This window comes from Streptomyces antioxidans (assembly GCF_000968685.2).
GTDB lineage: Bacteria > Actinomycetota > Actinomycetes > Streptomycetales > Streptomycetaceae > Streptomyces > Streptomyces antioxidans.
In genome coordinates this window covers 1-19,236 of sequence record NZ_LAKD02000073.1, presented here as the reverse complement: position 1 = coordinate 19,236, position 19,236 = coordinate 1, and the positions used below count along the sequence as shown (strand labels likewise).

Here is a 19,236-nt window from a genome sequence, read left to right as displayed (position 1 = left end):
CCGATCAGGCCCTGACCACGCGGACACCGGCCTCGGTGTACGGAGCGACCAGCTCCTCATCGGCGCCGGTGTCCGTGATCAGCACATCGATCTCGTCCAGTGCGCAGATCCGGGCGAAGGCCCGGCGGCCCAGCTTGGAGCTGTCGGCCACGACCGCCACCCGGGTGGCCCGGCCCGCCATCAGGTGGTTGATGCTGGCCTCCCCCTCATGGTGGGCGGTGGCGCCCTGGACCGTGTCCAGCGCGTCCACGCCGAGGATCGCCAGGTCCAGCGACACCTGGTCCAGCACCCCGGTGGCCAGCGGCCCCATCAGCTCGAAGGACTGCGGACGGGCCACCCCACCGGTGAGGACGATCTTCACCTGGGGTCGCACCGCCAGCTCATTGGCGATGTTCAGGGCGTTGGTGACGACCGTGACGGCCGGACCGCCGCCCGGTGCGGAAAGGTCGCCGCGCAGGGTGAGGGCGCGGGCCACCTCGGTGGTGGTCGTCCCCCCGTTGAGCCCCACGATCGAGCCCGGTTCGGCCAGTCGGGCCGCGGCCACGGCGATGCGCTGCTTCTCCGAGGCGCGCCGGGCGGTCTTGTAGCGCAGCGGCAGGTCGTACGAGAGATTGTGGGCGACCGCGCCGCCGCGGGTGCGCGTCAGCATCTGCTGCTGGGCGAGCTCATCCAGGTCGCGCCGGATGGTCGCGGCGGACACCGCGAGCTCGGCGGCGGCCTCCTCGACATCGATCCTGCCGTCCCTGGCCAGCAGATCCAGCAGGGCGTTCCAGCGCTCGGGCCGTTTCACGCCGATCACCCTACCCCGCTCCCCCGTATGCATCGGCTCTGGACTTCCGTGCGTGATTCTGCGCATTATCTGGCCGTACGAAACAACTCCGTGCATTCATCGACTCCGCGCATTCATACTGCTCGGGTCATCCGTGCGACGAGGGGAGTCCCATGAGCCACACCGAGGCCGAGATCGCGAGCCAGCCCGACTGCTGGCGGCGCGCCATCGCCCTGGCCCGGGAGCCGGAGGGGCCCGTACGGGCGGCGCTGCCCGGGGCGGGCGAGCGGGTCGCCGTGGTCGGCTGCGGCACCTCGTGGTTCATCGCCCAGTCGTACGCGGCGCTGCGCGAGGCGGCGGGCCAGGGCGAGACGGACGCGTTCGCGGCGTCGGAGATGCCGTCCGGCCGCGCCTATGACCGGGTGGTCGCGCTGTCCCGGTCCGGCACCACGACCGAGGTGCTGGAACTGCTGGGCGCGGTGCGCGGCCGGGTGCCCACCACCGTTGTCACGGCGGTCCCCGACTCCCCCGTCGTGGGCGCAGCGGACGCCGCGGTGGTGCTCGACTTCGCCGATGAGCGGTCGGTGGTGCAGACCCGCTGGGCCACCACCGAACTCGCCCTGTTCCGCGCCCAGTTGGGCGAGCCGCTGGACCATCTGGCGGCGGACGGGGAGGCGGCGCTCGCCGAACCGCTGCCCGGGCCGCTCGTGGACGCCGGGCAGTTCACCTTCCTCGGGCGGGGCTGGACCTATGGGGTCGCCCAGGAGGCCGCGCTCAAGATGCGCGAGGCGGCGGGGGCGTGGACCGAGGCGTATCCGGCCAAGGAGTACCGGCACGGCCCGATCAGCGTGACCGGCCCGCGGAGCGTGGTGTGGTGGCTGGGCGAGGGGGCGTCGGACGTGGCGGACGAGGAGATCACCCGCACCGGTGGCCGGGTCGCGGGCCACGGCCGCGATCCGCTGGCCGAGCTGGTGGTGGTGCAGCGGCTCGCGGTGGCGATCGCGGCGGCGTGCGGTCTCGACCCCGACGAGCCGCGTCATCTCACCCGCTCGGTGATCCTCGGCTGAGTCGAGCTGGTCGAGTACGCACGGGTACAGACAGGTACGGGCGGGTACGGGCGGATCGCGGAATACGGCCGGGGCCGTAACACGAAGACGGGCCGTTACCCGGGAACGGGCGGAAGGGAGCCGGTAGATGCCGCTGGTGGCCACCGGGGAGATCGTCGGGGCGGCCGCACGGGCCGGGCTCGGCGCGGGTGCGTTCAACGTCATCCAGATCGAGCACGCCCAGGCCATCGTGGCCGGGGCGGAGGCGGCGGGCGCGCCGGTGATCCTCCAGATCAGCGAGAACGCGGTGCGGTATCACGGCGCCCTGGCCGCCATCGGGCGGGCGACCGTGGAGGTGGCCCGCGCGGCGCGGGTGCCGGTGGCCGTGCACCTTGACCACGCCACCGGGCCGGAGCTGGTGCGGGAGGCGGTGGACCTCGGCTTCGGCTCGGTGATGTTCGACGCCTCGGCACTGGACTACGACGGTAACGTGGCGGCGACCGCCGAGGTGGCGGCCGGTTGCCACGCCCACGGGGTGTGGGTGGAGGCCGAGTTGGGCGAGGTGGGCGGCAAGGACGGCGTCCACGCGCCGGGCGCCAGGACCGAACCGGCCGAGGCCGCCGCCTATGTGGCGGCCACGGGTGTGGACGCGCTCGCGGTCGCGGTGGGCACCTCGCACGCCATGGTGGTCAAGGCCGCGGTGGTGGATCTGCCGCTGGTCGCGGCGTTGCGCGCGGCCGTGCCGGTCCCGCTGGTGCTGCACGGCTCCTCCGGGGTGCCGGAGGCGGATCTGACCCGGGTGGTGGAGGCGGGACTGACGAAGGTGAACATCGCCACCCATCTGAACGTGGCCTACACCCGGGCGATCCGCGACCATCTGGCCGGCCACCCCGAGGTGGTCGACCCCCGCCGGTATGTCGCGGCCGGGCGGGAGGCGGTGGCGCGCGAGGTGACCCGGCTGTTGAAGCTGGTGCGGGCCACGCGCTGAGAGCGCCTGGCGGAACGGCGGAGAACGCCCCGCCGTAACCGGCGAGAGCGCCCCGCCGACCGCACTGAGCGTGCCTGCTGGAAGTTGTTTCGAACGCCGCGGATTCGCGCGGTAACGAGCAATCCACTTCCGCGGGTCGGGTGTATTGACATGCGCTTATCAACTAACCCAAGATGCCCCCGTCGAGGTTAGGAAAGGTTCCTAACAAAGGGGTGTCCTATGCGCAAGCGTTTAGCGTTCGTGCTCGCCGCGGCCGGTCTGCTGGCCGGCTCCGTCACGGCTGGTGCCCATGCCAACACCCGGGGCCCCGCACCGGCCCCCGCGTCCACCAAGGAGGGCACGGTCACCGCGGCACAGCTGCTCGCCAAGGTGCAGAGCTGTTCCCAGATATCCAGTGGCAAGTACCGCACCGACGAGGAGACTTCGGCCACCGTCCCGGTCTGCGGTGCCAATGGGGCGGTCTTCTGGAAGGCCGACATGGACATCGACTGCGACGGCCAGGTGACCTCGCGGTGCAACGGGGACACCGACCCGTGGTTCCAGGACGACACCGCCTTCCACCAGTCGGACGGCAAGCCCCTCGTCGCCGACACCCTGCCGTATGTCGTGGTGCCGAGCCCGAGCTCCACCTGGGACTACCGGCAGGCCGGTATCAAGGGCGGCGGCGTGGTCGCGGTGATCTACAACAACAAGGTCCAGTACGCGGTGGTGGGCGATACCGGGCCCACGGCGATCATCGGTGAGGCGTCCTACGCCACGGCCAACGCGCTCGGCATCGATCCCGACCCGGAGACCGGCGGCGCCGAGTCGGGGGTGACGTACATCCTGTTCAAGGACTCCTCCGTCTCCCCCATCGAGAACCACGACAAGGCCGTGTCGGTCGGCGACGGCCTGGCGAAGCAGTTCGTCCAGAACAACTGACCCGCCACCATCGGAGAACGTGCGGCACGCTCGCACGTTCTCCGATGACTTTCCCGGGGCCGGGCGGTCTGCACCGGTGAACGCCGCGACAGGAGGTGGACGTTGACCGGTCCCGAGCCCGAGAACCCGCCCAAGCGGCCCCCGGCCGTGCTGGTGCTGGCCCAGCCGGTCACCCGCGCCGAGGTGGCGCGGCTGTGCGAACGGCTGTCCACGCTGGCGCGCCGCGCCGGTCCCGGGCCGGTCACCGTGGACGTGGGCGGGGTGGGGCGGCCGGACCTGGCCGTGGTCGAGGCCGTGACCCGGCTGCGGCTGACCGCCGGTCGCCTGGGGCGCGGGATCCAGCTCCGCAACGCCCGCGGCGAGCTGCGGCGGCTGCTCGCCTGGGCGGGGCTGGACGAGGCCCTGACGTCCCCCGCGGCGTTAGACCACGCCCTCGGGGTCGAGCCTGGCGGGGAGACCGAACAGCGGGAAGAGGCGCTCGGTGTCCAGGAAGGAGTTGAGCCCGGTGATCCGGCCCGCTGATATTTCCAGGACCTGGAGCGCCCAGGGTTCATGGCCGCCGTCGGCGCCGCCCGGGCGGTACTGCCCGAAGGCGGGCATGCCGTTGGCCACGGTCGGCACCAGTCGGGAGCCGCGGCAGCCGATGCCATGGCCCAGCAGCCACTGACGGATGTCCTCGTGGCCGCGAAGCCACAGCTCGTACGGCGGCATGGAGAGCGTGGCGTCCTCGTGCAGCAGGGCGGTGAGGGAGCCCAGGTCATAGCGCTCGAAGGCGTCCACATAGCGAGCCAGCAGCGCACGCTGCTCCTCGTCCAGCGGCTTGACCGGGTCGGAGTCGCTGATCCGGCTCGCGGCGAGGGTGCCCCGGGCGCGCTGCAGCGCGCTGTTGACCGATGCGACGGTGGTGTCCAGCAGCTCCGCGACCTCGCTCGCCTTCCACGCCAGCACCTCGCGCAGGATCAGCACCGCCCGCTGGCGGGGTGCCAGATGCTGGAGCGCGGCGATGAACGCGAGCCGCACCGCGTCCCGCTGGGCCGCCACCTCGGCGGGGTCTCCCCCGTCCGGCAGCACCTGGCCGTCCGGGACCGGCCCGATCCAGGTGGCCTCCGGCTGCTCGGCGAGCGCGGCCGGGAACGGGGTGGCCGCGGAGGTCAGATCCATGGGCCGGGCCCGCCGCTTGCTCCCGCTGAGCATGTCCAGGCACACATTGGTGGCGATGCGGTAGAGCCACGACCGCAGCGCGGACCGGCCCTCGAAGCGGTCAAGGCCCCGCCAGGCGCGCACCATCGTCTCCTGCACCGCGTCCTCGGCCTCGAAGGCCGAGCCCAGCATCCGATAGCAGTAACCGGTCAGCTGCGTGCGGTACGGCTCCAGCTGGAGCTCCACACCGGTCGCGCCGCCCACCGCCGCCACATCACTCATCGCCGCACCTCGATCGCTCAGACCGCTCTTCGGAGATCACGCTCTTCGGAGATCACTTAGACCCGCTCTTCGTACTCCCATCGGCGCCAAACCTAGCGGGCCCCACTGACAACGGCGCCGACCTGCGGAAACGACAGACGGCCCGGGGCTCCGGACGGGTGGCTCAGAACGGGTGGCTCAGGACACCGGGCGGGCGCTGATCGCGGCGGCGTGCACCTGATGACCGCCGCTGGCGATCATCCGTACCTCCGCACGGTCGCTGATCTCCGCCCGTACGATGCCGGTGTCGTCCACGTACACGGGGTGGCCGCCCGGGCCGCTGCTCTCCGTGCGATGCACCACGACGACGTCCTCGGCCCCCGGGTCCGGGGCGGTCGTATCCAGGAAGACCAGCTCATACCGCTCTCGGCTCCGCATCACACCCTCCTCCGCACCGACCCGCCCCTGCCATCTCAAACCGGGACATTCAACACTATCGCTCGGGCCGGGCGGCGCAAGAGGTTCGGCTCTCACCGCGGTGCGGCGGCCTCCGGGCCGTCCGCGGCGTCCGTGCGCTCCTCCGTCGCCTCCTCCTCGAGCGGCGTCCGGTCGAGGCGCAGCATCGGCGCGAAGATGGGGCCGAACAGGGTGGCCACGGTGATGGAGCCCAGGGTGATGGCCCAGGCGAACGGGCCGAGCGGGGTGCAGTCGAAGAACTGGCTGACGCCCGGGGTCTGGATGATGGCCGCGAGCACCGCGGCGGAACCCAGCCCGGCGATCAGGACGTGCCGGTCCAGGCCGCCCGTCGTCAGGGTCTGTGCCAGCTGGGTGCCGACCAGGGCGGCGAGCGCCACCGTACTGGCCCGGCGGCCCCGGCCGGTGACCCGGGCGCCGGTCCACGCCAGTCCGGCCCCGGCGGCCGTGATGACGCCCCGCAGCAGCATCTCCTTGGTGAGCGCCGCGCCGAGCGAGCGGCTGGGGCCCTCCTTGAGCAGCCGTTCGCCGGTGTGCCCGGTGGGCTCGCGCACCGCGATGGCGAGCGCGGGCGCGAGATCGGTCAGCAGGTTGACCAGCATGATCTGACGCGCGCTCAGGGGCGTGGTGCCGGTCAGGGCGGAGGTCGCCACGCTGAAGGTGACCTCGCCGAAGTTGCCGCCGATGAGGATGGCGAGGGCGGCGCGGACCGAGGCCCACATGGCGCGCCCCTCCATCAGGGCCGAGACGATGGTCTCCAGGCGGTCGTCGGTGACGACCAGGTCCGCCGCGGCGGTCGCGGCGGGGGTGCCGCGCCGCCCCAGGGCGATCCCGACGTCCGCGAGCCGGATCGCGGGGGCGTCGTTGGCGCCGTCCCCGGTCATCGCCACCACCCGGCCGAGGCGCTGGTACGCCTGGACGATACGGACCTTGTGGTGCGGGCTGCACCGGGCGATCACGTCCACCGTGGGCAGCAGCTCGTCCAGCCGCTCGTCGTCCATCTCGTCCAGCTCGGGACCGGTGCTCACCTTGGGTTCGGGCACGTCCATGACGGTGGCCGCGATGGCGTCCGCGGTGGCGGGGTGGTCGCCGGTGAGCATCACCGTCTGCACCCCGGCCTCGCGCAGCCGCTCGGTGGCCGGACCCGCGCTGGTGCGCACGGGGTCGGCGATCGCGATGAAGCCGAGGAAGTCCAGGTCCCGCACGGTGTCATCGGTAAGGTCCTCGCCGTCCCGCATCGGGCGCTCGGCCACCGCCAGCACCCGCCGCCCCGCCCCGGCCAGCTCCTCGGCGGCGTCGGCCAGCTTCTTGATGGCCTCCGCGTCCAGGGGGGTGGCCCGGCCGGTGCCCGGTGTGCGCCGCCGGGCGACCCGCTCCAGAACCCCCTCGGGCGCTCCCTTGACGCTGAGCAGCGCGCCGTGCGGGGTGCGCCCTGCGGTGGCGTGGTAGGCGCGGGACGGCTCGAAGGGCAGCGAGTCCGTACGGCGCCAGCGGGGCGCTCCGCGCCGCACTCCGACCCCGGCCCGGCGCGCCCCGACGCTCACCGCGCGGTCGGTCTGGTGGGCCATGGGCTCGGCCTGGCGGGCCGGCGGGGTCGCGCGCAGGGCGGCGGCGAGCACGGCCTTACGGGGCGCGTCGAGCTGGTCGGCGGGGAGCGGGCCGCCGCCGTCGCTGACGGCGGCGAGCTGGAGGGTGCCCTCGGTGAGGGTCCCGGTCTTGTCGAAGCACAGCACGTCGGCGCGGCCAAGGGCCTCGATGGTGCGGGGGTTGCGGACCAGGGCGCCGAGGTCGGCCAGCCGCCGGGCGGCGGCCAGCTGGGCGGCGTTGACCAGGAACGGGAGCCCTTCGGGTACGGACGCCACGGCGAGGTTGACGGCGGAGGCGAGGTTCTCGGTGAGCGGGAGGCCGTGCAGCAGTCCGGCGCCGGCGACCGCGGCGGCGGACCCGAGCGCGATGGGCACGCTGGACCGGGTGAGCGCGGTCAGCCGCGCCTCGACACCGGTGACCGGGGCGGCCTGGCGGGCGGTGGCCAGGCTGCGGCCGACCTCGGTGGCCGGTCCGGTGGCCACGACGACGGCCTCCGCCCGTCCCGCGGAGACCGTGGTGCCCTCGTAGAGCATCGACCGGCGCTGGGTGATGTGGGCACCGACGACCGGCGCCGGGGACTTGTGCACGGGAAGGGACTCGCCGGTCAGCGAGGACTCGTCGACCTCAAGCCCCTCGGCCTCCACCACCCGGCAGTCGGCGGGCACCACGTCCTCCGGGCCCAGCACCACGATGTCGCCGGGGACCAGGTCCCCGGCGGTCACCAGCCGTTCCGTACCGCCCCTGCGGACCCGGGCGCCGATCGCCGACCGGGCGAACAGCTCGGACAGCGCCCGCTCGGTCCTGACCCGCTGGAATCCGCCGACGAGCGCGGAGATGCCGGTGATGGTGGCCACCAGCGCGGCGTCGGTGCGCGAGCCCACGGCGGCGGCCAGGGCGGCCCCGGCGGCCAGCACCGGGGTCAGCGGGTTGGCCAGCTCCTCGATGAACGCGGCGGGCAGGCTGGTGCCGGTCGGCTCGCCCCGGCGCGGTCCCTGCGCGGTGCGGGACGCCGCCTCCTCAGGGGCCAGCCCGTCGGGCCCGGTCCGCAGCCGCTCCAGCACCCGGGGGACGGGCATCAGATACCAGGGGGTGGTGGTCACCGGCGGGTCCATGGGGCGGGCGAGGAGCTGGCGCGCCCGCCAGTTGCCCATGGCGAAGGCCAGGGTGCCCGCGGTGGTGCCGGACGCCGCGGCGCGTGCGGTGGCCTGCTCCGGGGGCGACTGGAGGGCGGCCACCGCGCCGATGGCGCTGCCGCCCGCGGACAGCAGGGCGCTCTCCCGGTCGACCCGCGCGGCCACGCCGACGGCGTCCACGATGAGCCCGGCCGACTCCAGGTCGGCGCCGACGAGCAGATGGGCGCCCCAGGCGGGGGGCTCGCCGTCGCGGTGCACCCCGATGCCGCAGTCGGCGGCTCCCAGGGCCCGGCGGTTGCCGGAGAGCAGCAGCACCACGGCGCCGTCGGCCTGGAGGGAGCGTACGGAGGCGACCAGGCGGCCGCCGGAGGGCACCACCGCGTCGGCGAAGGTGATGTCCGTGGGCTGCGGCCGGTCGGTGGCCAGGACGATGCGGGCCCCCGCCCGGCGGGCGGCGGCGGCCACCGCCTCGGCGCCCGGCAGGGTCTGTGGCGCCAGGCCCACCACCGCCTGGAGCTTGGTCCCCCGGGCCAGGCCGAGCACCCGCTCGCTGCCCCTGCGGCGGAGCCTCGCCGCCGTCTGCTGTCCGGTGCGGCCCGTCAGCTCCAGCCGGTCCAGGGGGCCGAGAACCCATCCGTTGTCGCTGCGGGTCTCCAGGGGCTCATCGGAGTCGAAGAGGTCGAAGAGCCGCCCGGCGGTCCGTTCGGGGTCGGCGCCGCCGAGGAGTTCCAGGTCGATGGGTTCGTAGCGGTCGCCGCGCAGCGCCGCCTCGTCCAGGACCACGGTGTCGACCTGGCCCAGCCGCCGCAGCGAGCTGCGGTCCATGGCCAGGACGCCGCGCAGCGCCAGGAACCGGCCGAGGCTGGTCGCGAAACCCTCCCGGCCCGCCCCCGGCGCCCTGGGCACGGAGGAGAACCCGACGGCGAACCCGCGGCGCGGACCGGCGAAGGGCGCGGTGAGGACGCCGGCCACGGCCCCCGCGGCCATGGAGCGCTCCGCGAAGCGCTCCACGGTGTCCTTGGGGGGCGGTCCGGGCCGCTCGACCACGATCGGCTCGGCCACCACGTCCTGGGGGCCGTGCACCAGATGCGGCTCCATCGCGGCCCAGGCCCGGCCCTCCGCCTCCGCCTCCCGCCACAGGGCCATCCGCTGGATGAGGTCGAGCGCGAGCCCGCCGCCCCGGGTGGCCACGCCCTGGGTCAGCGCGGTCAGCACCGGCAGTGCCGCTTCGGTCGGCCGCCCCCGGGTGATGGCCAGGGCGAGGCGCCGCAGCCGGGGGTGGTTCTGGATGATGGACATGGTGGCGGCCACCTCGGTGGGCAGCTTGAGCCAGGGGGCCAGCCGCAGGGCGGTGGCCACGCTCAGCCCCACGACGTCCGCGGCCACGACGGCCAGCGGCTGGGCCTCCCTGGCACCGCCGGAGGGGTGGCGGGGCTCGGGGGCCCACTCGTCGAACTCCTCGGTGGGCGCGACGGGCTCCTGGACCTCCGCGCGCTCGATCCGGGCGATCAGGTCCTGCTCGGACGGGGGCGGCTTGCCCACGGCCACCACGACCCGTTCGGAGGGCGCGTTCACCCGTGCCCACTGGACCCGCGGATGCTCCTCGAGTGCCCGCCGCACCCGTTCGGCCACCTGCTCGCCGCCGATGCCGTGCACCCCGCGGACCTCGATGTAGTACCGCCCCGGATAGGACCAGATCCCGCGCTCGGAGGGCCGGACCAGCCGTCCGACGGCCCCGGCGGCGTCCCGCACACCCGCGGCCACACCGCTTTTGAGTGGCGCGAGCAACAGCGAAGACGGCAGGGGCAGGCGCAGGGCTGACAGCGACGGCAGCGGTGACATCGGGGGAACCTCCGCTCTCCGGGCGGCCCGCCCGGTTCATCCCTATTACCCTAAAAAGGGAAGAAGATTGCATCCCTCATCACCGAGCGGACGTGAGACCAGTGACCACTCCCGCTACTTCACGCAAGCGCAGTTCCTCGACCGCCGCGAAGAGCACCGCGAAGAGCACTGCGAAGACCGCCGCGAAGAGCACCGCGAAGAAGACGGCAGCACCGGCGCGCGGCGGCAAGTCGACGGCGAAGTCCCAGACCACGTCGGCCGCCTCGAAGCCCTCCCAGACCAAGAGGGCGACAAGCTCCACCAGGCCGTCGAAGACCACCCAGCGGCAGCGGACGGCGAAGGCCGCCAAGGGCCCCATGGAGACGTCGCGCAGCGACGGCAGGCGCCGCCTGACCGTCACGGTGCCGACGTTCAACGCCATGGGCCAGGCCACGAAGGAGGGCTTCGACACCGTCGGCCACGCCACCAGGGAGACCTTCGACACCGTGGGTCACGCCACGAAGGAGACCTTCGGGACGGTCGGCCACGCCACCACCCGTGCGACCGGCGGTGCGGCGAAGATGGCGATGAAGCCGATCGAGATGGCCCGCCGGGTGCTGCCCGCCAAGGGCGGACTCCCGCTGTACGTGGGGCTCGGCGCGCTGGGCGCCGTGGAGATCATCGAATGGCCGGTGGCCCTCGGTATCGGGGTGGGTTACGCGGTGCTGCGCAAGGGCGGCATCATGGCCGAGCCGTCGGAGGCGTCCGGGCAGCGCGGCACGAGCGGCGGCGCGCGGCGCACGGCGGGTAGTTCGACGGGGCGCTCGAGGAGTCGTTCGAGTTCGAGGAGTGCCCGGTCCGGGAGCCGTTCGCAGACGCGCAGGTCCGCCAGGGCCGCGGCGTAACGCTTCGACCAGCGGCTTCGTACCGCATCAATTCCACACCCAAAGCGGTCACGAAACGGGCACAACTCTGTTGGAATCGGGCACCCCACAGTCACCGTAGCGTTGGTATACACCAGGAAGCGGACCTAACACCCGTCACTGAATTCCCCCTGGGGTCCGGCGTGTTGCTTGGCGGCGATGCGCCGACCCTCCGTCACCTGGGGGTTCACCCGAGACGGACTGACCACTCCGTCACGAACCAACCGAAAGCGGTGACTCCTCTTGGCCCTCCCCCACAGCGCTCAGAGTGCCTCTCGAGTGCCCGGACAGGCAGTGTCCGCCGCGTCGCGGCACGCCACCGGTATGGCCACGCTCGCCCCCGACCTCCATGTGGTGGCCGGGGACGAGGACTTCTTCCGGCACTTCGGCGCCTCGTCCGCCGAGTTGTGCGGCCGGAGCCTGTTCGATCTGCTGCACCCCAGCGCCCCCTCCGTCCTGCGGGAACACTTCTCGCGGCTGCACGACGGGCGGCGCACCCGCTTCACCGAGCGCGTCCTCGGCTACCACTCACGGGGCCGGGTGTTCTCGGGCAAGCTGACCGGCACTGCCATCCAGGGCCGGTCCGACCGACTCGCGGCCATCGTCGTGATGGTCAAACCGGATGACGAACGACCAGAGGAGGAACCGGCTCCCACCAGAGAGAAGCTGCTGTCACCCCTGGAGGCCCGGATACTCGAGGGGGTGGCCACCGGCGCGTCGACGGTACAGATGGCCGCCAAGCTCTACCTCAGCAGGCAGGGCGTCGAATACCACGTGGGATCCATGTTGCGGAAGATGAAGGCACCCAACCGGGCGGCCTTGGTCTCGCGCGCCTACGCGTCGGGCATGCTGACCGTCGGCACCTGGCCCGCCCGCGTGCGCCCGGAATTCATCAAGTGACGCCGATCGATTGACGCACAACGATGGACGCACATCATGTGGCGGACGTCATGTGACGCCGCGTCACACCGCGTCACAGGAACAGGCCTGGGGCGACACCGCCCCGGGCCTGTCGTCTTCGCCCGCCCGGTCCGCGCGCCACGCGCCCGCTCCGCGCGCCACGGATCCCGCGGCCCGGCCGTAACGCCACGAGGCCCCCGGCCCGGCGGATTCACGGGTCCCGCGTGGCACGTCCCCGTCGCTCAGTAGGCTGACACGGCCATGCGTTCACTCCCCACCGGCTCACGCCCCGTGCGACGACGCCCCCGCCCCGGGCTGCCCCGCGGCCTCCTGTCCGCCGTGGTGGCCGCGTGCGCCGCCGTGACCGCCGCCGGGTGCGCGGCCCAGGCGGGGGTGCGGGACGACGGCGCGGCGCCCTCGCTCTCGGCACCGGCCAGCGCGGTTCCGCTGTGGCCCCGGTACACCCCCTCGGCGGCGACCACGCCCCGTGAGAAGCCGGACTTCGCCCGCTATCTGCCGGTGGACAAGGTCAAGGTGCCCTCGGGCGGACTGGCCGCGCTGTCCGCGAAGAACCTGCTGCTCCACGACCCCAATGTGCCCGCGGTGGTGCAGAAGGAGGTCTCCCAGTGCCCGGACGGCGGCTACTGCCCGCTGAGGGACACCGTCCACCGCGATCTGACCGGCGACGGCCGGGACGAACTGGTGGTGGCGGCCGATCTGCCGGGGTTCGAGCGGACGCTGCTTCAGGTCTACACCGCCTCGGGCCACACGGTCCGCCCCGTGCTGATCTACTGGGGCCCGCCCGGGCTCACCGGCGAGACCTTCGGCCGCGATCTGCTGATCTCCGCGATCGGCGAGGACGGCCAAGTCACCACCCGCTTCCGCTGGAACGGCACCGTCATGGCGGCCGTGACACCCGAGGACGGCACGGCCACCCCGACTCCCGTCCCGGACGACGGCGCGCCCGCCCGGCCGCCCGTTCCGGAGGAGGGCAGGGCACGGACCGCCGACCCCGGCGCCGCGCCTGAGGCCGTGCCGAGCAACACCGGCACGGCGGCGGAGACGGGCACCCGTACGGAGACGAGGACGACACGATGACCACCGCCTTCACCCCGCCAGGACCGGGCTCCCCGACCGAGGCGCACCTCCTGCTCGTCGAGGACGACGAGGTGATCCGCAATACGGTGCGGATGGCCCTGGAGCGGTACGGCTTCACCGTGTCCACCGCGGGCGACGGCCTCACCGGGCTGGAGATCTTCCGGGAGAGACGGCCCGATCTGCTGCTGCTGGACGTGATGCTGCCCGAGCTGGACGGCATCGGACTGTGCCGCAGGGTCCGCGAGTTCAGCCTGGCGCCGATCCTGATGATGTCCGCGCGCGGTGACTCCCTGGACGTGGTCTCCGGTCTCGAGGCGGGTGCCGACGACTATGTGATCAAGCCGTGCGAGAGCGCGGTCCTGGTGGCACGCATCCGCTCGCTGCTGCGCCGTGCCTCCTTCACCCCCGTGGCCCGCACCCCGCGCGGCGGGGTTCCGGAGGCGGACGGCGCGGCCGGGCCGGACACCCTCGCCTTCGGCGATCTGACCATCGACACCCGTGGGATGGAGGTGCGCCGCGCGGGAGAGCCGCTGGCCCTCACCCCCACCGAACTGCGGATGCTGCTGGAGTTCGCCGGTTCACCCGGTGTGGTGCTGGAGCGCCGTACGCTGCTCAGCCGGGTCTGGGACCACGCGTGGCAGGGCGACACCCGGGTGGTCGACCTCCATGTGCAGCGGCTGCGGGCCAAGATAGGCGCCGAACGGATCGAGACGGTCCGCGGCTTCGGCTACAAGCTGCGGCGCTGACGATGACGCTGAGATGGCGGATCGTCGCCCTGGTGGCGGCGGCGACGTGTGCCGCCGCGGCCGCGGTGGGGGTACTGGTGCACCACGCCTCGCGCGACCGCGAACTGTCCCAGGCCCGCGACGGGGCGCGCACCACGCTCGACCGCGCCGCGGTCGGCTACGCCCGCACCGGCGGCGTCCAGGGCTCCGGCGCGGTGCTGGACGCGCCCGGGCTCCCCGGGGATCTGCGGCGCCTGGTGGAGAAGGGCCATCAGGGCACCGAGTTCACCACCGGCCCTGGCGGGCCCGCGATGTGGGCGGCCCGGCCCGCCGATGACCAAGTCCTGTCCGTACGCCTCGACATGAGCACCGCGATGCGCGACATCGGCGCGCTGGACACCAACATCATCCTGGCCGGGCTGATGACCACCGCCGTGGTGCTGCCGCTGGGGGTGCTGACCGCCGAGCGGATGAGCCGCCGACTGCGGCTGGCGGCGGCCACCGCGCGCCGGATCGCGGCCGGGGACCTGGACGCCCGGATCTCCCCCGCCACCCGCCCGCACGATGAGATCGCCGAGATCTCCGGGGCCGTGGACTCGATGGCCGCCGCGCTCCAGGAGCGGCTGCTGGATGAGCAGCGGTTCACCGCCGATGTGGCGCATGAGCTGCGCACTCCGCTGATGGGTCTGGTCACAGCCGCCGAACTGCTGCCGCCGGGCGAGGCGGCCGGGTATGTGCGCGACCGGGTGCGGGTGCTGAGCACGCTGGTCGAGGATCTGCTGGAGATCTCCCGGCTGGACGCGGGGGCGGAGGAGGCCGATCTGTCCCCCTGCCCGCTGGCGCCGGTGCTCGAGGAGGCCATCGCGGGCACCGGGCTGACGGCGCGGCTGCGGACCGGCGCGGCGGGCGGCACCGAGGGGCGGGACGCCATGGCGGGGGAAGCCGGGGGCCAGGACGTCGCGGACGGCCCGAAGGTGTGGACGGACCCCCGCAGGCTGACCCGTATCGTCGCCAATCTCGTGGTCAACGCCCATCGCCACGGCCGCGAACCGGTCGAGGTGACGGTGGCGGCGGACGGCCGGACCGTGGCGGTCCGCGACCACGGCACCGGCTTTCCGGACGATCTGCTGGAGAAGGGTCCGCAGCGGTTCCGCACCGGGGTACGGGAGCGCGGCCGGGGCCATGGCCTCGGGCTGACCATCGCGGTCGGCCAGGCTCAGGTCATCGGCGCCGCGCTGGAGTTCGGCAACGCGCCGGACGGCGGCGCGGTCGCCACGCTGCGTCTGCCCGAGGAGCCCGAGCGGCCCGAGGAGCCCGCACGGCCGGATGAGCACCTACGGTCGTAGCCCGGACCGATACGCGGCTGATACATCGCCGAGCGGAAGTCGAGACCCGGCCGAGCCCCCGCCGAGGCCGCCCGTTGCGGTTCCGAAGATCTTCGCTGAGGAGGATGGCGCCGACCCGCGCGAAACCTCGCGGCCGGGATCGACGGAGGAGCAATCGGCATGGCAGGTCCCCTGACGGCACTACGCGTACGGTTCACACCGGACTCGGAGCAGACGCCGCGGGACACCAGACCCCCGGGCCGACGGCGCGCGGCGAGGGGACGCGGGAGGCGTAAGCGCACCGGCATCCGGCGGTTCTTCACCTGGCGGAAGCTGCTCGCCTATGTGGCCGCCCTGTGCGCGCTGCTGATCGGGGCGTTCACGGTGCTCTACTACTCGATCGACATCCCCAGGGCCAACGCCCAGGCGAAGGCGCAGAGCAACGTCTACAGGTTCAGCGACGGCACGATCCTCGCCCGCACCGGCGAGATCAACCGCGAGATGGTCACCCTCGGCCGGGTGCCCACCGGTGTGCAGCACGCGTTCGTGGCGGCCGAGAACAAGTCCTTCTACAAGGACTCCGGCGTGGACCCGGTGGGCATCCTGCGGGGGCTGGTCAACACCGCGACGGGCAAGGGCACTCAGGGCGGCTCGACCATCACCCAGCAGTACGTCAAGAACTACTACCTGAGCCAGGAGCAGACCGCCACCCGCAAGATCAAGGAGCTGGTGATCTCGCTCAAGGTCGACCAGCGCAACTCCAAGGAGGACATCCTCGCGGGGTATCTGAACACCAGTTACTTCGGCCGCGTCGCCTACGGCGTCCAGGCCGCCGCGCGGGCGTACTACGACAAGGACGTGGACGACCTCACCGTCGCGGAGGGCGCGTACCTCGCGGCGCTGGTGCAGGCCCCCAGCCAGTACGACTGGGCCGTCGCGAGCCCCAAGGCGAAACGGCTGGTCACCCGGCGCTGGAACTACGTACTGGACAACATGGTGGACATGCACTGGCTGGACCCCGCACAGCGGAAGCGGATGCGCTTCCCCGTGCCGGTGGCCCCCGAGCCCGCCCCCGGCCTCGGCGGCCAGGCCGGGTACCTCGTGGACGCGGCCCGCAATGAGCTGATCGCGTCCGGCGTCAGCGACCAGGAACTCGCCGCGGGCGGCTGGACCATCACCCTCAACGTCGATCCGGCCAAACAGCGGGCGCTGGAGGAGACGATGCGCCAGGGCCTCGACGGCTCCGCCAGGCGGAAACGTACGGACGCGGCCGACACCCAGGGCGGCGCGGTCTCGGTCGATCCGAGGAACGGGCGGATCGTCGCGCTCTTCGGCGGCCGGGACTACACCCGGCACTACCTGTCCAACGCGACCCGCGGCGACTACCAGGTGGGCCCCGTCTTCGAACCGGTCGGCGCCGCCGCGTCCCTGGGCGCCAAGATGCGGAACGGGGCCAACGCCGACGCACTGCCGGAGGTCAAGCGCACCGCCGGGGCGCTGGGCATGGACACCGAAGGCGGTGGTTTCGCCACCGAGGAGTCGGTCGGGCTGGGGCTGATGGGCGCGAGCCCGCTGAGTATGGCCGGTGTCTACGCGTCGTTCGACCACCGGGGCAAGCGGGTCACCCCGAGCATCGTGAAGTCCGCGCGGCGCGGCGACGAGACGGCCGGGCCGCGGAACGCGGTGGGCGACCAGGCGATCGCCCCCGCGACCGCCCAGCTGATCACCCGGAGTCTCATCGAGGACGGCGGAGCGACCGCGGTACGCGCCGTCAAACGGCCCTCGGCGGGCAAGGGCGGGGTCTCCGACGACAAGAGGGCGGCCTGGTACGTCGGTTACACCCCGGACCTGGTCACCGCCGTCGCCCTCTTCGGCGAGGACGCCAAGAAGCGGAAGCAGATCCCCCTGAAGAACGCCCGTGTCCAGCGGGTCGCCGACCTCTGGGGCGACTACACCGGCCGGGCGCTGGGCGGCGCGCCCCCGGCCTGGTTCGACCTCGGCCCCGGGACGGGGACGGTTCCGGTCCCGGCCGAGACGGCGCCCAGCGCACGGTGAGGACGGCGGCGGGGCCGCTAGCGCGCCGCGAGGACGGCGGCGAGGCCACCGGAGAGCGCCGCGGTCCCGAGGAGACAGGCCAGCAGCAGCCGGCGGCGCAGCGTGCGGTAGACCTCCTGGTACTCCGCCCGCAGCTCCTCGCAGCGCCGCGCCACCGTGCGCAGGGTCTGTTCGGTGACGGCCAGCTGGTCCTGGAGGTAGACCCGCTCGACCTCCGCCCGCTGGTCGGAGGTCAGCCAGTCGAGCCGGCCGGTGAGGCGGCGGGCCCGCTCCCGGGCCGCGTCCCGCTCGCCCTGCAGCAGCAGATAGCCCTCGATCTGGTTGATTCCGGCGGCGATACCGGGGGGTTCGGCGGCTCTGGCCATACTCACGCCACACTCTCCTTCTGGCCGACATCGGGATGGTGGAGATCGAACGCGGGGGATTCGGAACGGATCTTCGGCAGGCTGACGAAGTTATGGCGCGGCGGCGGGCAGGAGGTCGCCCATTCCAGCGAACGTCCATGGCCCCAGGGATCGTCGGTGGCGATCTTCTCGCCGTACTTGGCAGTCTTCCAGACGTTGTAGAGGAACGGCAGGAACGACAGGCCGAGGACGAAGGAGCTGATGGTCGAGATGGTGTTCAGGGTGGTGAAGCCATCGGCCGCAAGGTAGTCGGGAATTCTGCGCAGCATTCCTTCGGCGCCCAGCCAGTGCTGCACCAGGAACGTGCCGTGGAAGCCGAGGAAGAGGGTCCAGAAGGTGATCTTTCCCAGCCGTTCGTCGAGCATCTTGCCGGTGAACTTGGGCCACCAGAAGTGGAATCCGGCGAACATGGCGAAGACCACGGTGCCGAAGATGACGTAGTGGAAGTGGGCGACCACGAAGTAGGTGTCCGAGACATGGAAGTCCACCGGCGGCGAGGCCAGGATCACACCGGTCAGGCCGCCGAAGACGAAGGTGATGAGAAAGCCGACGGCCCAGAGCATCGGGGTCTCGAAGCTCAGCGCCCCCTTCCACATCGTGCCGATCCAGTTGAAGAACTTGATACCGGTCGGCACCGCGATCAGGAACGTCATGAAGGAGAAGAACGGCAGCAGCACACCGCCGGTGACATACATGTGGTGCGCCCAGACGGTGACCGAAAGGCCCGCGATGGAAATCGTCGCCGCGATGAGCGAGATATAGCCGAACATCGGCTTCCGGGAGAAGACCGGAATGACCTCGGAGATGATGCCGAAGAACGGCAGCGCGATGATATAGACCTCCGGATGGCCGAAGAACCAGAAGAGGTGCTGCCAGAGCAGCGCCCCGCCATTGGCCGCGTCGAAGACATGCGCCCCGAATTGGCGGTCCGCCTCCAGGGCGAACAGCGCGGCCGCGAGCACCGGAAAGGCCAACAGCACCAGCACACCGGTCAGCAGCACATTCCAGGTGAAGATGGGCATGCGGAACATCGTCATGCCCGGGGCGCGCATGCAGATGATCGTGGTGATGAAGTTGACCGAGCCGAGGATGGTGCCGAAGCCGGAGAGGGCCAGACCCATGATCCACATGTCCGCGCCCACCCCGGGCGAGCGGACCGCGTCCGACAGCGGCGAATAGGCGAACCAGCCGAAGTCGGCCGCGCCCTGCGGGGTCAGGAACCCGCCCACCGCGATCAGCGACCCGAAGAGGTACAGCCAGTACGCCAGCATGTTCAGCCGCGGGAACGCCACATCGGGGGCACCGATCTGCAGCGGCATGATCCAGTTGGCGAACCCCGCGAACAGCGGGGTGGCGAACATCAGCAGCATGATCGTGCCGTGCATGGTGAACGCCTGGTTGAACTGCTCGTTCGACATGATCTGGAGACCCGGGCGGGCCAGTTCGGCACGCATCAGCAGCGCCATCACCCCGCCGATGCAGAAGAAGGCGAACGAGGTGATCAGGTAGAGCGTGCCGATCGTCTTGTGATCGGTGGTGGTCAGCCACTTCACGGCCGTGGCCCCCGGCCCGGGGCGGCGCGACGGCGGGGCGGCCGGCGCCGCCGCGACAACGGTGTTGTTCCTCATGACCGCTAGATGAGTGAGTCTGATGTCCTCAGTGGTCA

General features: G+C 72.4%; 17 protein-coding genes. 10 read left to right on the top strand and 7 right to left on the bottom strand.

Annotated features, from left to right (window positions below):
* Positions 1 to 4 precede the first annotated feature (4 nt).
* Positions 5 to 790 (bottom strand): DeoR/GlpR family DNA-binding transcription regulator, encoded by a 786-nt coding sequence (locus VT50_RS25750; RefSeq protein ID WP_046087303.1) that lies wholly within the window; start codon positions 788 to 790, stop codon positions 5 to 7.
* Between the two features lie 152 nt (positions 791 to 942).
* Between VT50_RS25750 and VT50_RS25745 the strand changes: the two genes are divergently transcribed.
* From VT50_RS25745 to VT50_RS25730, 4 genes are all read left to right on the top strand, one after another.
* Complete coding sequence (locus VT50_RS25745) at positions 943 to 1,836, top strand: SIS domain-containing protein (protein ID WP_046087290.1); 894 nt, start codon at positions 943 to 945, stop codon at positions 1,834 to 1,836.
* A 127-nt stretch (positions 1,837 to 1,963) separates the two neighbouring features.
* Positions 1,964 to 2,803 (top strand): class II fructose-bisphosphate aldolase, encoded by an 840-nt coding sequence (locus VT50_RS25740; RefSeq protein WP_046087289.1) that lies wholly within the window; start codon positions 1,964 to 1,966, stop codon positions 2,801 to 2,803.
* Positions 2,804 to 3,022: 219 nt separating this feature from the next.
* A complete protein-coding gene (locus VT50_RS25735) occupies positions 3,023 to 3,724 on the top strand; it encodes a glycoside hydrolase family 75 protein (RefSeq protein WP_046087288.1) in 702 nt (233 codons plus the stop codon).
* A 102-nt stretch (positions 3,725 to 3,826) separates the two neighbouring features.
* Complete coding sequence (locus VT50_RS25730) at positions 3,827 to 4,246, top strand: STAS domain-containing protein (RefSeq protein WP_046087287.1); 420 nt, start codon at positions 3,827 to 3,829, stop codon at positions 4,244 to 4,246.
* Here the strand turns inward: VT50_RS25730 and VT50_RS25725 are convergent.
* The 4 genes from VT50_RS25725 to VT50_RS25710 form a co-directional block, all read right to left on the bottom strand.
* Positions 4,145 to 5,146, bottom strand: a complete 1,002-nt coding sequence (locus tag VT50_RS25725; protein WP_046087286.1) for a sigma-70 family RNA polymerase sigma factor — start codon at positions 5,144 to 5,146, stop codon at positions 4,145 to 4,147. The two genes, VT50_RS25730 and VT50_RS25725, sit on opposite strands and share 102 nt — an antisense overlap.
* A 177-nt stretch (positions 5,147 to 5,323) precedes the next feature.
* A complete protein-coding gene (locus tag VT50_RS25720; protein WP_046087285.1) occupies positions 5,324 to 5,563 on the bottom strand; it encodes a DUF6296 family protein in 240 nt (79 codons plus the stop codon).
* A 92-nt stretch (positions 5,564 to 5,655) separates the two neighbouring features.
* Positions 5,656 to 10,161: a cation-translocating P-type ATPase gene (locus tag VT50_RS25715; protein WP_240529309.1), complete on the bottom strand. Its 4,506-nt coding sequence runs from the start codon at positions 10,159 to 10,161 to the stop codon at positions 5,656 to 5,658.
* Positions 10,162 to 10,240: 79 nt separating this feature from the next.
* Positions 10,241 to 10,561 carry a hypothetical protein gene (locus VT50_RS25710; RefSeq protein ID WP_143645269.1) on the bottom strand — a complete coding sequence of 107 codons (321 nt, stop codon included), beginning with the start codon at positions 10,559 to 10,561 and terminating at the stop codon, positions 10,241 to 10,243.
* A gap of 19 nt (positions 10,562 to 10,580) precedes the next feature.
* Here VT50_RS25710 and VT50_RS25705 point away from each other — a divergent pair, with 19 nt between their 5' ends.
* The 6 genes from VT50_RS25705 (at position 10,581) to VT50_RS25680 (ending at position 17,166) form a co-directional block, all read left to right on the top strand.
* Positions 10,581 to 11,045: a hypothetical protein gene (locus VT50_RS25705; protein ID WP_053048636.1), complete on the top strand. Its 465-nt coding sequence runs from the start codon at positions 10,581 to 10,583 to the stop codon at positions 11,043 to 11,045.
* 297 nt (positions 11,046 to 11,342) lie between these two features.
* The gene (locus tag VT50_RS25700; RefSeq protein WP_240529308.1) at positions 11,343 to 11,963 is read left to right on the top strand and encodes a helix-turn-helix transcriptional regulator; all 621 of its coding nucleotides are present in this window, start codon (positions 11,343 to 11,345) and stop codon (positions 11,961 to 11,963) included.
* Between the two features lie 261 nt (positions 11,964 to 12,224).
* The gene (locus tag VT50_RS25695) at positions 12,225 to 13,061 is read left to right on the top strand and encodes a hypothetical protein (RefSeq protein WP_046087283.1); all 837 of its coding nucleotides are present in this window, start codon (positions 12,225 to 12,227) and stop codon (positions 13,059 to 13,061) included.
* The gene (gene cseB / locus VT50_RS25690; protein WP_046087282.1) at positions 13,058 to 13,807 is read left to right on the top strand and encodes a two-component system response regulator CseB; all 750 of its coding nucleotides are present in this window, start codon (positions 13,058 to 13,060) and stop codon (positions 13,805 to 13,807) included. Before VT50_RS25695 ends, cseB begins: the two co-directional genes overlap by 4 nt.
* A 2-nt stretch (positions 13,808 to 13,809) precedes the next feature.
* Positions 13,810 to 15,132, top strand: a complete 1,323-nt coding sequence (locus tag VT50_RS25685) for a sensor histidine kinase (protein ID WP_046087281.1) — start codon at positions 13,810 to 13,812, stop codon at positions 15,130 to 15,132.
* Between the two features lie 159 nt (positions 15,133 to 15,291).
* Positions 15,292 to 17,166 carry a transglycosylase domain-containing protein gene (locus VT50_RS25680; RefSeq protein WP_046087280.1) on the top strand — a complete coding sequence of 625 codons (1,875 nt, stop codon included), beginning with the start codon at positions 15,292 to 15,294 and terminating at the stop codon, positions 17,164 to 17,166.
* A 17-nt stretch (positions 17,167 to 17,183) separates the two neighbouring features.
* Here the strand turns inward: VT50_RS25680 and VT50_RS25675 are convergent, their stop codons facing one another.
* On the bottom strand, positions 17,184 to 17,531 hold the full coding sequence (locus tag VT50_RS25675; protein ID WP_046087279.1) for a hypothetical protein: 348 nt from the start codon (positions 17,529 to 17,531) through the stop codon (positions 17,184 to 17,186).
* Positions 17,532 to 17,533: 2 nt separating this feature from the next.
* Entirely contained in the window at positions 17,534 to 19,198 is a 1,665-nt protein-coding gene (gene ctaD / locus VT50_RS25670; protein ID WP_046087278.1) for an aa3-type cytochrome oxidase subunit I, read from the bottom strand.
* Between the last annotated feature and the right edge of the window lie 38 nt (positions 19,199 to 19,236).

Bases quoted from the DNA above. Each gene is read 5' to 3' on its own strand.
- VT50_RS25685 (WP_046087281.1), top strand. From the start codon at position 13,810: ATGACGCTGAGATGGCGGATCGTCGCCCTGGTGGCGGCGGCGACGTGT.
- VT50_RS25720 (WP_046087285.1), bottom strand. From the start codon at position 5,563: ATGCGGAGCCGAGAGCGGTATGAGCTGGTCTTCCTGGATACGACCGCC.
- VT50_RS25745 (WP_046087290.1), top strand. From the start codon at position 943: ATGAGCCACACCGAGGCCGAGATCGCGAGCCAGCCCGACTGCTGGCGG.
- VT50_RS25705 (WP_053048636.1), top strand. From the start codon at position 10,581: ATGGGCCAGGCCACGAAGGAGGGCTTCGACACCGTCGGCCACGCCACC.
- VT50_RS25675 (WP_046087279.1), bottom strand. From the start codon at position 17,531: ATGGCCAGAGCCGCCGAACCCCCCGGTATCGCCGCCGGAATCAACCAG.
- VT50_RS25695 (WP_046087283.1), top strand. From the start codon at position 12,225: ATGCGTTCACTCCCCACCGGCTCACGCCCCGTGCGACGACGCCCCCGC.
- VT50_RS25735 (WP_046087288.1), top strand. From the start codon at position 3,023: ATGCGCAAGCGTTTAGCGTTCGTGCTCGCCGCGGCCGGTCTGCTGGCC.
- VT50_RS25740 (WP_046087289.1), top strand. From the start codon at position 1,964: ATGCCGCTGGTGGCCACCGGGGAGATCGTCGGGGCGGCCGCACGGGCC.
- ctaD (WP_046087278.1), bottom strand. From the start codon at position 19,198: ATGAGGAACAACACCGTTGTCGCGGCGGCGCCGGCCGCCCCGCCGTCG.
- cseB (WP_046087282.1), top strand. From the start codon at position 13,058: ATGACCACCGCCTTCACCCCGCCAGGACCGGGCTCCCCGACCGAGGCG.
- VT50_RS25680 (WP_046087280.1), top strand. From the start codon at position 15,292: ATGGCAGGTCCCCTGACGGCACTACGCGTACGGTTCACACCGGACTCG.
- VT50_RS25725 (WP_046087286.1), bottom strand. From the start codon at position 5,146: ATGAGTGATGTGGCGGCGGTGGGCGGCGCGACCGGTGTGGAGCTCCAG.
- VT50_RS25715 (WP_240529309.1), bottom strand. From the start codon at position 10,161: ATGTCACCGCTGCCGTCGCTGTCAGCCCTGCGCCTGCCCCTGCCGTCT.